At 64.1% G+C, this 14,014-nt stretch carries 11 protein-coding genes and 1 tRNA gene; 6 read left to right on the forward strand and 6 right to left on the reverse strand.

Annotation, left to right across the window (positions count from 1 at the left end; genetic code table 11):
• Positions 1 to 13: 13 nt before the first annotated feature.
• On the reverse strand, positions 14 to 1,147 hold the full coding sequence (locus tag IOC69_RS07385) for an aminomethyltransferase family protein (RefSeq protein ID WP_290542903.1): 1,134 nt from the start codon (positions 1,145 to 1,147) through the stop codon (positions 14 to 16).
• Between the two features lie 192 nt (positions 1,148 to 1,339).
• Positions 1,340 to 3,703 carry a DUF1989 domain-containing protein gene (locus IOC69_RS07390; RefSeq protein ID WP_290542904.1) on the reverse strand — a complete coding sequence of 788 codons (2,364 nt, stop codon included), beginning with the start codon at positions 3,701 to 3,703 and terminating at the stop codon, positions 1,340 to 1,342.
• Positions 3,704 to 3,930: 227 nt separating this feature from the next.
• Between IOC69_RS07390 and IOC69_RS07395 the strand changes: the two genes are divergently transcribed.
• The 3 genes from IOC69_RS07395 (at position 3,931) to IOC69_RS07405 (ending at position 7,374) form a co-directional block, all read left to right on the forward strand.
• Positions 3,931 to 5,694, forward strand: a complete 1,764-nt coding sequence (locus tag IOC69_RS07395) for an APC family permease (RefSeq protein WP_290542905.1) — start codon at positions 3,931 to 3,933, stop codon at positions 5,692 to 5,694.
• A gap of 111 nt (positions 5,695 to 5,805) precedes the next feature.
• Complete coding sequence (locus IOC69_RS07400) at positions 5,806 to 6,207, forward strand: cupin domain-containing protein (RefSeq protein WP_290542906.1); 402 nt, start codon at positions 5,806 to 5,808, stop codon at positions 6,205 to 6,207.
• 42 nt (positions 6,208 to 6,249) lie between these two features.
• Entirely contained in the window at positions 6,250 to 7,374 is a 1,125-nt protein-coding gene (locus tag IOC69_RS07405) for a hypothetical protein (RefSeq protein WP_290542907.1), read from the forward strand.
• Here the strand turns inward: IOC69_RS07405 and IOC69_RS07410 are convergent, their stop codons facing one another.
• The 3 genes from IOC69_RS07410 to IOC69_RS07420 all read right to left on the reverse strand — a co-directional run bounded on the left by IOC69_RS07410 (position 7,375) and on the right by IOC69_RS07420 (position 9,270).
• Positions 7,375 to 8,577 carry an LptF/LptG family permease gene (locus IOC69_RS07410; RefSeq protein WP_290542908.1) on the reverse strand — a complete coding sequence of 401 codons (1,203 nt, stop codon included), beginning with the start codon at positions 8,575 to 8,577 and terminating at the stop codon, positions 7,375 to 7,377.
• Positions 8,578 to 8,700: 123 nt separating this feature from the next.
• Positions 8,701 to 8,776, reverse strand: a tRNA-Ala gene (locus tag IOC69_RS07415).
• Positions 8,777 to 8,859: 83 nt separating this feature from the next.
• Positions 8,860 to 9,270 (reverse strand): TIGR02300 family protein, encoded by a 411-nt coding sequence (locus IOC69_RS07420; protein ID WP_290542909.1) that lies wholly within the window; start codon positions 9,268 to 9,270, stop codon positions 8,860 to 8,862.
• Between the two features lie 136 nt (positions 9,271 to 9,406).
• On the opposite strand from IOC69_RS07420, the gene aroA reads away from it, so the two are divergent.
• The 3 genes from aroA (at position 9,407) to IOC69_RS07435 (ending at position 12,781) form a co-directional block, all read left to right on the forward strand.
• A complete protein-coding gene (gene aroA, locus IOC69_RS07425) occupies positions 9,407 to 10,744 on the forward strand; it encodes a 3-phosphoshikimate 1-carboxyvinyltransferase (RefSeq protein WP_290542910.1) in 1,338 nt (445 codons plus the stop codon).
• A complete protein-coding gene (gene cmk / locus IOC69_RS07430) occupies positions 10,741 to 11,364 on the forward strand; it encodes a (d)CMP kinase (protein ID WP_290542911.1) in 624 nt (207 codons plus the stop codon). The genes aroA and cmk overlap by 4 nt, the downstream gene beginning before the upstream one ends.
• Before the next feature lie 271 nt (positions 11,365 to 11,635).
• On the forward strand, positions 11,636 to 12,781 hold the full coding sequence (locus IOC69_RS07435) for a hypothetical protein (protein WP_290542912.1): 1,146 nt from the start codon (positions 11,636 to 11,638) through the stop codon (positions 12,779 to 12,781).
• A gap of 56 nt (positions 12,782 to 12,837) precedes the next feature.
• Here IOC69_RS07435 and IOC69_RS07440 read toward each other — a convergent pair whose 3' ends face one another.
• Positions 12,838 to 13,164 (reverse strand): Fic family protein, encoded by a 327-nt coding sequence (locus IOC69_RS07440; protein WP_290542913.1) that lies wholly within the window; start codon positions 13,162 to 13,164, stop codon positions 12,838 to 12,840.
• Between the last annotated feature and the right edge of the window lie 850 nt (positions 13,165 to 14,014).

Here is a 14,014-nt window from a genome sequence, read left to right on the forward strand (position 1 = left end):
GACCCGTTGCTCCCTAACCGACCGCGGTGCGCTTTTTCTTTTCCGGGTCATCGAAGGTGATGGTGTGGGCGATGGCCTTGGCCTTCACATTCTTGCCGCGGATTTCAAGCGGCGTTCCCTGCCTGGCATAGGGAACTTCGAGGCGCGCGATGCCCATGCTCCTCTTGGTGAGCTTCGAGTAGCTGGGGCAGGTGACGACGCCAACCTTCCGGCCATCGGCCCAAACCTCGTCGCCGAGATCGACCGGGCCGTCATGCTCGACCAGCACACCGAAGATCCTGAAGCGCTCCTTGCCCTTGAGCTTGTAGTGCTCCTCGGCGCCGCGGAAGCCGGTCTTGCCGGGGCTCACGGTGAAGTCGAGGCCCAGTTCCCACAGCGAGTCGCCGGGGATCTGGTCCGGGAAGGGATACATTTGCGAGTTGTCGTAAGGATAGAACAGCAGATAGGACTCGACGCGCAGCATGTCGAGCACGCTGAAGCAGACGGGGATGATGCCCATCGGCTTGCCCTTGTCGAGGATGGTGTCCCAGATCATGGGCGCGTCCTGGCCGCGGCAGAAGATTTCGTAACCGCGCTCGCCGGTGTAGCCGGTGCGCGAGATCATCACCGGCGCGCCGAAGAGCGTGGTCTGCATATGGTGGAAATACCTGAGGTCGCGGATGCCCGGCACGTGCTGGGCGAGAAAATCGACGGCGGCCGGGCCCTGCAGAGAAAGATCGTGGAGATCGTCGTCGAAGAGCACGGCAACGTTGCGGCCCGTGGCCTGCTTCACCACTTCCTCATGCGCCGAGCCCGAACCGTGGACCAGCATCCAGCTGTTGGGGCCGGTGCGGTAAACGATGCAGTCGTCCGTGAACATGCCGCGGTCGTTGAGCATGCAGGCATAGACGGACTTGCCGGGATAGACCTTCGAGACGTCGCGCGTGGTGATGTAGTCAAGCACCGCGATGGCGTGGGGACCGACAAGGTGGACCTTCTTGAGACCCGAGACGTCCATCAGGCCGGCCTTGGTGCGGACCGCGATATGCTCCTCGTAGATGTCCTTGTCGTAGGTCCAGGCGGTGCCCATGCCGCTCCAGTCCTCGAGTTTCGAGCCAAGCGCTCGGTGACGGTCGCCAAGGACCGAAAATCTCCAGGAAAGCGGCATCGATCTCCTCCTCTGTGTTTCCTGTGTGGAATTATTTTTTCCGATTTCAACACGGGAATCGGCGAAGCGCAAGTCGTCTCATGCGGGACAGCGAAGCATTCGGGTAAGCCACCGCATCCGCTGAAGCACGCGAGGGGTGCCGCCGAAAGGCGCGGCACGGCCGTGCGGCGGTTTGACCGGGCGGATCATGAGCTAACTCCTCGGCCTGATCTTGTCCGGATCATAGGCCGCGAACTTCACGATCTTCGCCGGCAGCCGCTTCTGGCGCCCGTCCAGCTTGCCGATTTCCACCTCTGTGCCGAAGTCCGAGGTCAGCGCGTCAACCCGCGCCAGCGCGATATTCTTGCCGAGGATGGGCGAGCGCACGGAGCTCGTCACCACGCCTACCTGGGCGCGGCCGATGTGCACGCAGTCGCCGTGGCCCACCGCCTCGTTCGAGGCAATCTCGAGGCCCACGAGCTTGCGGCGCGGGTGCTCCTTGCGTTTGATCAGGGCTTGCCTGCCGATGAAGTCGTCGCCCTTGGTCCTGAGCGGAACGGCAAAGCCGATGCCGGCCTCGAAGGGGTCGGTCTCCGAGTCGAATTCGTAATGCGCGAAGATCAGGCCCGCCTCGATCCTCACCATGTCGAGGGCCTCGAGGCCCATGGGCTTTAGCCCGTGTTTCTGGCCCGCCTCCCACACCGCGTCGAACACGGCATTGGCATCCTTCGGGTGGCAGAAGATCTCATAGCCCAATTCGCCGGTGTAGCCGGTGCGCGACACGACGACGGGCGCGCCCTCGAAGTGGCCGATCCGCGCGGGCGTGAAGCGGAACCACTCGAGTTCGGCCAGCGAGGGCCGGGCCGGCGGCGTCCAGATGATCTCCTTCAGCAGGTCGCGGCTGTTCGGGCCCTGCACCGCGATGTTGTGCAGCTGGCCGGTGGAGGAGCGCACCCACGCATTGTAGCCCATCTTCTCCGCCTGCTCGCGCAGCCAGAGGCCCGAGCAATCGTCGCCGCCGATCCAGCGGAAATTGTTGGGGCCGAGGCGGAACACCGTGCCGTCATCGATCATGCCGCCGTTCTCGTAGCACATGGCGGTGTAGACCACCTGGCCGGTGGACAGCTTGCGGATGTCGCGGGTGACGCAATACTGCATCAGCGCCTCGGCATCGGGCCCCGTCACCTCGAACTTGCGCAAGGGCGAGAGGTCCATCACCACGCACTTCTTGCGGCATGCCCAATATTCCCCGATCGGCCCGTCGTGGTTGAAGCGCGTGGGCAGCCAGTAGCCGCGATATTCGGTGAAGTTCCGCGTCAAGGCGGAGAATCGTTCGTGGAAGGCGGTCTGCTTGGTCAGTTCTGCGTCGGCGTCCGGTGTCATGCGATAGGCCACTGCTCTCTGGAAGGTTTCTTTGGCGCCATAGGTGCGGATGTGGATGTCGGTCGGGTCCCAGGCATTGGCCGCGTCGATGTCGTCGGGACAGGAGGACGAGACACAGACGATGTCGGTCAAGGCCCGCATCAGCACATAGTCGCCGGGCCGCGACCATGGCTCGTCGAGATGGAGCTGGTTCTGGTGGTCGATGTTGGTGTTGTAGAAGTAATTGATGGCTTCCCAGCCCTTGCGCGGGGCGACACCGTAAGGCGCCAGGGCCTTGTTGAAATTCTCGGTGCAGTTCGCATGCCCCGGATAGCCCATGTCGTCATAGTATCGGCTGTTGCAGGCGGTGGCGAAAGCGTCATGGCGGCCCACCGTGTCCTGCACGATCTCGACCAGGGGCTCGAACTCGCGGTCGAAGGCCTTGGAGGGCAGCCCCGGCGCGGGATAGCTGCGGCCCAGCAGCGTGCGAGTGACGGTCGAGTCCAGCGCATGGTCGAGACCCTTGTCAACCTTCCGCGCGGCCAGGGCCTGAAAATCCGTGCACTGACGGCCTGACACGTCGATCACCTGGATCCACTCGCCCGCCCGCACCAGATAGGCGTTGGCGGTCGCGGCCTTGATGCGGATGTCGTGGATGGGGTCGGCCAGCGGCTCGGGCAGGATGTCGAGTTGCTTGCCCGCCGCCAGCGCCGCGCGGGTGATTCGCAGTTCGATGCCGGTCGCGGTGTCCTGCGCCTCGGGGCTCATGTCGGCGCCGGGCGCTGCAACAATCAGCAGCCCGTCGCGCGCCACCTTGAGTTCGGCATTGCTTCCGGCGCGGCTTGCCGCGCCAAACAGACCGGCGGAGCGCGCCTTGGCAAGGTCAATGCCGCGGCGGCGCAGCGCGCCAACCGTGCGCGCCGCGCCGGAGCCGCTGCGTGACAGAACAGCCTTCAATCCCTCGCCCGTGCTGTCCGCCCTCATGCCCAGCGCCGCAGCGTCAAACGCGCCATCGGCATCGCAAAACAGGACTTCGCAGGCCTGCCCGCCCTCGACGTCCGTAAGCCGCAGCACGTCACCCGCCCTCACCTGGACCACCACCGAGCCCGCACCCGGAATGGGGTAGCGCTCTACCCGCTCCGGCAGCGTCCTCACGCCGGGCCGCAGGATGCGGCTCGCGGGCGGAGCCATGTTGCGCCGCAATAAATCCAGCATCGATTACCTTTCCCTTTAGGGCAGCCTCCCAGTGTCGTTCGAAACTATAGGTGAGTTTCGCTTGACCGTCGATATAACCACATTCAAAATTATTTCCTGAGGGATCGAGGGGAACGGCGGCTTTGCTCCGCTGCCTCATTTCTTGCCCGTTGGACATTCGACCCGCCCGAGAGAGGCGGACGCGCCTCCGGGGGATGGGATTGGGAAACAACGGAGGAAACAATAACATGTCACAACAATCACCCTCGGGCGAACTCGTCCGGGCGCTGGACTGGAAGGGCGCCTTCTGGGTGGCGGCCGGCGTGCCGCCGCTCGTGCTCTTCTCCATCGGCGGCATCGCCGGCACCACGGGCAAGCTCGCCTTCCTGGTGTGGATCATCTCCATGATCATGGGCTTCCTGCAGTCCTTCACCTACGCCGAAATCGCCGGCATGTTCGGCAACAAATCGGGCGGCGCCTCCGTGTACGGAGCAACGGCCTGGCTGCGTTATTCCAAGTTCATCGCGCCGCTTTCGGTGTGGTGCAACTGGTTCGCCTGGAGCCCCGTGCTCTCGCTCGGCTGCGCCATCGCGGCGGGCTACATCCTCAACTCGCTGTTCCCCATCCCCGCCGCCGACTCGCAGCTGGTGCTGGACTGGGTTGCGGCCCATGCGTCGAGCTACACCGAGACCACCCAGTCGGTGGTCGACTATATCGCCGCCAACGCGGGCACGGCCCCGGCCGATGCCATCAAGGCGGTGGCCACAGCCGATGCCGTGACGGCGCTCACTCCGGCCATCCGCAGCTGGGAGGCCCTCAGCTTCAGCATCCCCGGCCTCGGCGGGCTGCACTTCAACGCCACCTTCGTGATCGGCGCCATCCTGATGCTGATCATCTTCGCGATCCAGCATCGCGGTATCGCCTCGACTGCGAATGCACAGAAAATCCTGGCCATCATCGTGCTCGTGCCGCTGTTCCTCGTCGGCATAGTGCCGATCGTGACGGGCCAGATCGACTATGCCAACGTGACCGGCCTCGTGCCGCCGGCCGCCGCCTATTCGGTGGACGAAGGCAGCTGGAACATTGGCGGCTGGACGCTGTTCCTGGGGGGCCTCTACATCGCCGCCTGGTCGACCTATGGCTTCGAAACCGCGGTGTGCTACACCCGCGAACTCAAGAATCCAAAGACCGACACCTTCCGGGCCATCTTCTATTCGGGCCTCTTGTGCTGCGTGTTCTTCTTCCTCGTTCCCTTCTCCTTCCAGGGTGTTCTCGGCCACGCGGGCATGCTGGCGCCGGGCATCGCCGACGGCACGGGGGTGGGCGAAGCGCTCGGCAACATGGTGGGCGGCGGCAAGGTCATCACCCAGATCTTCGTGATCCTGATGATCCTCGCCCTCTTCCTCGCCATCATGACCGCCATGGCCGGTTCGTCCCGCACCCTCTACCAGGGCTCGAAGGACGGCTGGCTGCCGAAGTATCTGAGCCACGTCAACAGGCATGGCGCGCCCACGGGCGCCATGTGGACGGACTTCTTCTTCAATCTTTTCCTGCTGGCGCTGGCCTCCGACATCGCGGGCTATTTCTTCGTGCTCGCCATTTCGAACGTCGGCTACATCATCTTCAACTTCCTGAACCTCAACGCGGGCTGGATGCACCGTGTGGACTCGGGCCACGTTCCACGTGCATGGAAGGCGCCCACCTGGCTCATCGGTCTCAACACGGTTCTGGCCTTCGTCAACGCGCTGTTCCTCGGCGCCGGCGCCAAGGTCTGGGGCTATTCCAGCGCCCTGTGGGTCGGCTTCGCAATGGCCGCGCTGATCATCCCCGTCTTCGTCTTCCGCCACTATATCCAGGATGGCGGCAAATTCCCCAGGGAGGCGCTCGACGATCTTGGCATTGTGGGCGGCGGCCTGGGCGAGCGCAAGGCGGGTGTCTTGCCCTACCTCACGCTCCTTGCCGGCATCGCCGTGGTGCTGTGGGCCAACTGGTTCTTCGTGCTGCCGGGCTGACCCGGCGCTGCGCCGACCGGCCGTCGTGCGGGGCCCTTCGGGGCCCCGCATGCGTCTTGCGGGGCAGGGCGTTTTCTTCCTAATCTCCGAACAAAGGGGAGACATTGCACCATGAAGAACATCGCCGCCGCCGAGCGCATCGTCGTCAATTACAAGACCGCGCCCTACAGGAACTATACCGACGCCGATGGCCGCGAGATCCCCGGCCAGTCCTTCGTGCAGTTCGACGATACGTTCCCGCAAGGTGCGGGCTTCACCCTTTACCGCATGACGCCCGGCTCCTCCAGCCAGCCGCATGAACACACCTGCCACGAGCAGTTCTTCGTCATCGAGGGCGAAGTGACCGACAATGACGGCTATGTCTACAAGGCGGGGGACTTCGTGCTGCTGAAAACGGGCACGCAACATTTTTCCACCACCGGGACGGGCGCCACCCTCGTGGTCTTCGTGCGCGAGCTCGAGAAGAATCTTCAGCAGAGAACCGCTTCCGCAGCCGAGGAAACAGGACTTTAGGTGTAAAATTCTCCGGATTGCTGCTCGCTCACGGGCATGTCCATGCAGGATGTTCTCAATGCTGTGGAGCGCTGGATCGGCCTGGCCGCGGAGCGCCAGAGGCTTGCCTCGCGCAGCCGGCAGGCAGCCGGGCTTTCCAGCCTCGGCCAGCTGCGCGGCCTCGGCTGCCATTGCCCGCCAGACCTTCCGTTCCATCACGTCCATTCGGAATCGATCCGCGAATGCGCCGACCTGGTGATCGACTATGAAAGCAATGTCGAGCACCCCAAGCGGCGGCAGGCTCCGCTTTCCTTCATTGCGCCCCTGGCCGCCGCCATCCCGCGCGGTGCCGTGGTGCATGTGAAGACGGACCATGTGGCCGAATTCGCCAGCGCCATCCTGCCACAGCTGCGCCAGCCCATCGTGCTGGTCACCGGCGATTCGGACATGGCCCCGGTCCGCAGCCACCGCGGCCTCCTGGATCATCCGATGATCGGCCATTGGTTCGCCCAGAATTGCGACCTCGGGGAGGTTCATCCGCGGCTCAGCCCCATTCCCATCGGCCTCGACAATCCCGTCTACACGAAGTTCGAGAAGAGGATCGGCTTTCTTGCCGATGCGCTGGCCGGCCGCGCGCGTTTCGACCCGCTTTTCAAGACCAATGACACCGGCGACCAGCGCCGCTTCAACGCCGCCGCGGGCGGGGCGCGCGCCGCGGTCGGCCGCAAGCCGCTCGCCGTGCTCTGCACTTTTCACAAGAACCATCGCATTGCGCCCGACATCTCGGGCCTGCCGGACCGCGTGGCCGCCGCGGCGGCGCTCGGCCCCCAGCCCTTTTGCCACTTCGTGCAGCGCCGCATGCCGCAGGACAAATGCTGGCGCATGCATGCCGATTTCGCCTTCGAGGCCTCGCCGCAGGGCAAGGGCATGGACTGCTTCCGCACTTGGGAGGCGCTGGCGTTGGGCACTGTGCCCATCGTCCGGACGAGCCCGCTCGACCTGCTCTATCGCGCGCATGATCTTCCGGTGGCGATCGTCAGGGACTGGGCGGAAGTGACGTTGCAGCGCCTCTCGCAATGGGCGGAAGAACTGGTGCCGCGTCTTGAGGGCGCCCGCCAAAAGCTCGCAGCGGATTACTGGAGCGGCATTATCCGCGCCCGCGCCGCAGCGCTCGCCGCGTATGGATGATCACGGCGTCTGCGGCCTGCCGCGCAGCCGGGCGGACGGGTCAAGCCGTATGCCGATCCGGTCGAGCCGCGAGGCGATGCGGTCGGAGATCGGCCCGATGCCCGTCGACGTCTTGTAGAACAGCACCAGCGTGGTGACGAAGAAAACGCCATAGAGCGACCACAGCGCCACCGCCGGCCCGATGGCCAGTCCCTTGCCGAAGTCGCCCGTGAATTCCACCAGCTGGTGATAAACGATGATGATCAGCAGCGCGGCGACCGACTGGTAAAGGTTCTTCTTGCGCGCGCTCTGCACGCCCAGCACGATCCCCAGCATCGGCAGGAACAGGCAGGACAGCGCGATCACCAGCTTTTTGTGCAGCGCCATCGAAAGGTCCGCCATGGTGGCGTCGCCGATGGGAACCTTCTGCGCGATCAGTTCCGGCAACAGCAGTTCCTGCTCGTCTTCGCCGCGCCTGCGGAACGGTTCCGCCGCGCCGCCGGCGGGAACGTCGAGCACGTCGAAGTTCATTGTCTGCACGCTGTCCGGTTCGGCGGGGTTCTCGATGAGCATCCGCTGTCCGTCGCTGAGGCGCAGGCTCAGCCGCTCGCCCAACCTGATGATGCTGCCGCGCGGCGCCACGATGGTCATGCTGCCGCCCTTGTCGAGCCGCTCGTGGATCAGGATCTTCTCGAAGCTGCGGCGGTCGGGATTGATTTTCTCGGCGAAGACGGTGCGCGGCCCGATGTTCATGAAGGTGCTGTCGCGGACGCGCAGGTAGAAGTCGGCGTTCTCAAGATTGTAGGCCAGGGCACGGTAGGTATAGCGCCCCAGCGGCTGCAGCCAGCCCACCACGGCGGCGTTGAGGCAGGCGAAAACGGCGCCCAGCACCAGCAGCATCCGGAAGGTGCGGCCGATGGATGAGCCCGTGGCCTGCAGGATGTTCACCTCCGAATTCACCGTCAGCTGGCGCACGACGACGTAGCTGCCCCAGTAAATCGACAGCGGCAGCATGAAGGCCAGGTAATGCGGCACGAAGGCGCCAAGCAGCCGCGCCACGATCAGCATCCCCTGGTCATTGCCCAGCACCAGGTCGAAGACGATCAGGAAGCGCGCCGCCGACAGCACCAACAGGCCGATCATGATCGTCGCCATGATCGGGATCAGGCACTGGCGCAGCACATAGCGGTCGATGATGGTCAGTCTGGCCTCGCCTGTTTGCATGCGCCGGACGTCAGGAAATCAGACAAACATGACCGATCTGCGAAACCAAACCGACAAACGAAACCCGAAAGACATGCCACTGCGCGCGGACCGGCTTGAGAAAGACCTGCACATCGGCGGATATGGTGGAGCCAGGCGGAATCGAACCGCCGACCTCTTGAATGCCATTCAAGCGCTCTCCCAACTGAGCTATGACCCCTTGAAACCATCGGCTTTGCCACATGGGGGTGGCAAAGAGGGCCGGAAACTAGTTCCGCCTCCACTGACACGCAAGCACTATTTTCAGACCTCTTCCTCGTCTTCCTTGCCGCCGGTGTCAAGCAGGCCCGACATGTTGTCGCCGTCCTCCTCTTCCTCGACCAGGAAGGTGTCGTCCTCGGTTTCCGCCGCACCCTCTTCGCCGAGATCCACGTCTTCGATGCCCGCAGTCTCGTCGTCGCCGGTGTCGGGCGCTTCCGCGTCTTCGAGGCTGATGAGCTCGACGTCCGCCACTTCCGCGTCATCCGCCACCTCGACGGCGCGCGGCTTCGGCGCGGGGGCCATGGCGGGCATGTCGCCCTTGGAGGGCAGGACCTGGGCCGCCACAAAATTGGCGTTGCACTTCGGGCAGACGATCGGGTTCTTCATCAGGTCATAGAAGCGGGCGGCACAGGACGGGCACGTCCGCTTGGTTCCGAGTTCAGCCTTGACCACGGTCGATCCTTTCAGACAGCAAAACAGGTTGATTGGGGCGCTCCATGGCACTTCTGGAAGGTAATGTCAAAACCATGCCCAGGGGCTGGAAGCCGCCGGTTTGATCGTGTATCGAAACCCGCCATACGGAGCGACAATGACCAGCCACACCCCCGCCGAACCCCTGCCCCTGACCTCCCGCCGGGCCTCCGCCCTCAAGGGCCGCATCCGCGTGCCGGGTGATAAGTCCATGTCCCATCGGGCGCTCATGTTTGGTGCCATCGCCATCGGCGAAACCACCATCCGTGGCCTGCTGGAGGCGGAGGACGTGATCAACACCGCCCGGGCCATGACGGCGCTGGGGGCGGATGCGGCGCGCGGGGCCGATGGCGTGTGGCGCGTCCAGGGCGTGGGCGTCGCCGGGCTGCGTTCGCCGTCCCAGCCGCTCGATTTCGGCAATTCCGGCACGGGCGTGCGCCTGGCCATGGGGCTGATGGCGACGACACCCTTGAGCGCCCGGTGCATTGGCGATGCCTCGCTGTCGAAGCGCCCCATGGGCCGGGTCACCGTTCCGCTCTCGCAATTCGGCGCGGCGTTCGAGACGTCGGAAGGAAACCGCCTGCCCCTCAGGCTGCATGGCGCGAAAAACCCAGTACCCGTCACCTATACGCTGCCCGTTGCCTCCGCCCAGGTGAAGTCCGCCATGCTCCTCGCCGGCCTCAATACGCCGGGCAAGACGACGGTCATCGAACCGAAGCCCACGCGTGACCACACGGAGCGCATGCTGAAGGGCTTCGGCGCCAGAATCACAGTCGAGAAGAAGCCCGACGGCAACCACATCACCATCGAAGGCCAGCATGAGCTGACGGCGCAGAACCTCGACGTGCCTGGCGACCCGTCGTCCGCCGCCTTCCCGATGGTGGCGGCGCTCATCACGCCGGGCTCGGACATCGTGATTGAGAACATCATGCTGAACCCCACCCGCACCGGGCTCATCGAAACGCTCATCGAGATGGGCGGCAACATCGTGATCGAGAACCGCAGGCTGGCCGGCGGCGAGGAGGTGGGCGACCTCCATGTGAAGCACTCGCAGCTCAGGGGCATCACGGTGCCGCCGTCGCGCGCGCCTTCGATGATCGACGAATATCCCGTGCTCTCGGTGGCCGCCGCCTTCGCCAGCGGCGTCACCCGCATGGAGGGGCTGGAGGAACTGCGGGTGAAGGAGAGCGACCGCCTCGCCGCGGTGGAGGCGGGCCTTCACGCCAATGGCGTCACCACGCGCTCAGGGCATGACTGGCTCGAGGTCGATGGCGGCGGCGCCAAAGGCGGCGGCACGGTGGTGACGCATATGGACCACCGCATCGCCATGTCCTTCCTCGTCATGGGGCTGGTCTCGGCACAGGAAACGACGGTGGATGACAGCCGCTTCATCGCCACGTCCTTCCCGGACTTCACCGGGCTGATGAACGGCATGGGCGCGAAGATCTCGGCATGATCATCGCCGTGGATGGCCCCGCCGCCGCCGGCAAGGGCACCATCGCCCGCGCATTGGCAAGGCACTTCGGCTTCCACTTCCTCGACACGGGCTCGCTTTACCGCATGGTGGGCCTTGCCGCGATCCGCGCCGGCGGCGAACCGATCACCGCGGAGGCCGCCATCGCCGCCGCCAAGAGCCTCGACCCGTCGCGCTTCACCGATTCCGAACTCCGAAACGAGAAGGTGGGTGATGCCGCCTCCATCGCCGCCGTCATCCCCGAGGTGCGCGCCGCCCTTCTGGACTTGCAGCGCGATTTCGCCAGGAAGCCCCCCGGCGCGGTGCTGGACGGCCGCGACATCGGCACGGTGGTCTGCCCGGACGCGGATGCGAAGCTGTTCATCACCGCGCGTGCCGAAGTCCGTGCCCGCCGCCGCCAGATGGAACTGGGCTCAGCCGACTACGAGGCCGTGCTGGCCGACATCCGGGCGCGCGACGAGCGCGACTCGAAGCGCGCCACGGCCCCGCTGGTGGCGGCAGCGGATGCGGTGGTGCTGGATACTTCCGAGATGGACATCGCAGCGGCGGTGGAGGCGGCGATTGCGGCTGTGGTGGCTGTGGAGTTGAAAGGCAGAATCTGAAAGACATTCCTCCTATCGAGCGGGGCCAGATCTGCTGTGGCGCTGACGCAACAGTGACTGTCAAATTGTAGCTGTCAGTTGCATGCGGCGGCAGTGTGGTTTATCCGGCCCCAATTAACAGCCACACGGAGAAGCGCCATGACGCATAGACGCCGCTTCCCGGTGGACCGGTCCAGCTAGCTGCGCTGAGCTGCCCGGTTCCATCGGGCTCATTCAACCGCTCATCCATCACCGCCCGGAGTCCGCCTCCGGCGCAACGGGACCTTTTGTCATGCAAGCTCACACCGCGCTGGCGCCCTTGCGGCTGTCGGCCACCAACGGCCGTGCCGCGCAACGGCGGCTGGAAAAACAATTGCGGCGCTTCGACAAGCGCTATCGCGCGCCGCTTGCGTGGATGGCCAGCCGCCACCCACGCATCGCCGATCTCGCCTTTTCCTTTCCCGCCCTGCTGTTCGCGCTCAGCGTCAGGCGGGCGCGCTTTCCGGCGGGCGCGGTGATCGACGCCGTCATCCGCGGCGACAGCCTCAAGGATGTGGCGCAGCTGGCGGGCCTGCCCCTGTGGCTGCGCAAGCTGCCGCCGGAGATGTTCGTGGGCCCCATCCCGAAACTGCCCGACGGCGAGGTCTTCCGCCGCCGCATCTGCAACGCGTTGCCGAAGCGCAAGAGCGCCATGAGGCGCTGGCTGGCCATCGTTGCCTTCACGGCGCAGTGGGGCGGCGAGGACTTCGCCGTCTGGGCCGCGGCGCAACTGACCAATCCCAAGGCGAGGGGGCGTCGCGACTGGGCCAGACTATCGCTCTGGGCCTGGCATTCGCTGCGGCCCGGCCTTCCTGCGAGCGGGCTGATCGCCACGCCGTGGACTCCCGCCATTGCCATCGACAGCGCGCGCGATGCGGCGCGCGCCTGGCTCAGTGCTGTCAATGCGCGGCTTACAGGCGTCTCGGCCATGCCGCTGGTTCTGCCGAGGGAGTTTCGCGAAGTGGACGGCTACGCGTTCCAGCCCATCGTCACGCGCGAGGAGGTCATTGCCGAGGCAAATGCGATGGAGAACTGCATACGCGACTATCTGGACGACGTCGCGGACGGAACGGTGGCCTTCTGGAGCGTCCGGAAGGACGGCGAGCGAAAAGCCGTGCTCGCGGTGGAGCGCTTGCACTGGAATCCCATTCCCCGCATCCATCAGATGCAGGCGAAGGCCAATGCGGATGCGCCCGCCGAGGTCTGGTGCGCCGCCGCCAAATGGCTCGCCGGGCATGATCTGGTCGCAGCCTGCGTCAGAGGATCGGAGATCGAGCCTGGCGCCTGGCGGGCCTTGTGGAAGCCCTACTGGCTCGACCACCGCAAATGCCCCTGGTGGCTGCCCCACAGCCCGCAGGAGGGATGGCAGCATGAGATGCGGGTCTATCCAAATCTTTGAACGATGGCCGCGCCGGGACCCACCCGGCGCGATATCAAGAGGTCCTCGACGTTTTGCTATCCCATAAACCCGGGCGTATGCGTTTCGCCACTGCCGCCATCAAGCGGCATGTCCATTACCTGCTCATCCAATAGACGCGACAGATAAGCTTCCATTTTGGGGAATTGGAGCTGGCCGTCGTCCCAAGCGCGGTCGGCCTCCGAGAGGGCTTCGTAGTAAGGCATACGCTCGTGACGAATGCGCTCAGGGACAGTTATCTTCCCTCCGGGTAGACCGCCTGACTTCACGCAGAGAATGTAGTAGCAAGCAGCCCGTGCGGTTCGCCCATTTCCTTCAATAAACGGATGAATCCAATTCAGCCTCCACAATACATAGGAGGCCAATACGTACTCACTCCAGATTTACCAGTTCTCCTGAACAGTTGAGATAAACTGATCCATGAGGTGAGGGACGGTTTTGAAATGAGGAGGAACGTGGTCTTTCAGGTAAACGGGCTCTTCTCTAAAACGCCCTCCGAACTGAGATATATTCGAGACCGCCGTGGCATTGAGAGACCATAATAGGTATTTGTCGAATGCCCGCACTCCCTGAGCGATTCCTATTTCAATGCAGTTGACGAGTAGGTCGTACTGACGAGCAAGGTTTCTCTCTTGGACCCGGTCATAAAGGTTCTTATCTTCTTCCTCTAAGACGAACATCGAGTGACCTAGGAAACAATTTGGCCCCGCATTGCGGGGCCAAATATCATTTCAATCGCATGTGACTTGCTGCGTGTCGGGCGGACTCTTTGGTAGTACCTGAGCCTGCAGGTGCATTTCCGTAAACAAAGCTTGCCTTCTGCTCTTCAAGCTCTGCTTCGGAAAGACCCCTCTTTATCGACGCCAGCACTCGCTCTCTGATTGCAGAGCGATCTGGCTGTTTGAAGCCGAGTGAAACCTGTTCCACCATCGGTCTTTCTCCCTGATAACTGTGAGGGGTAACCGCTGTCCCCTGCTTTTGATTCAGCCGGAAACTAACTCTCCGCTTGCCGCTTTTCAATTAGAGAGGCGCGCAGTCGCGTGAGATCAGTCCGCATAATTTGCTCCCTCCCCGCCGTCATTCCGGCGAAGGCCGGAATCCAGCTTTCTTTCAACGCGTGCTGACGCAAAGCGGGATTCCGGCCTTCGCCGGAATGACGGCATAAGAGGAGCATAAACGGTATTCTGATTTCAGTTGAACGCCCGATGCTTTAAG

Source organism: Aestuariivirga sp. (assembly GCF_020252405.1).
GTDB lineage: Bacteria > Pseudomonadota > Alphaproteobacteria > Rhizobiales > Aestuariivirgaceae > Aestuariivirga.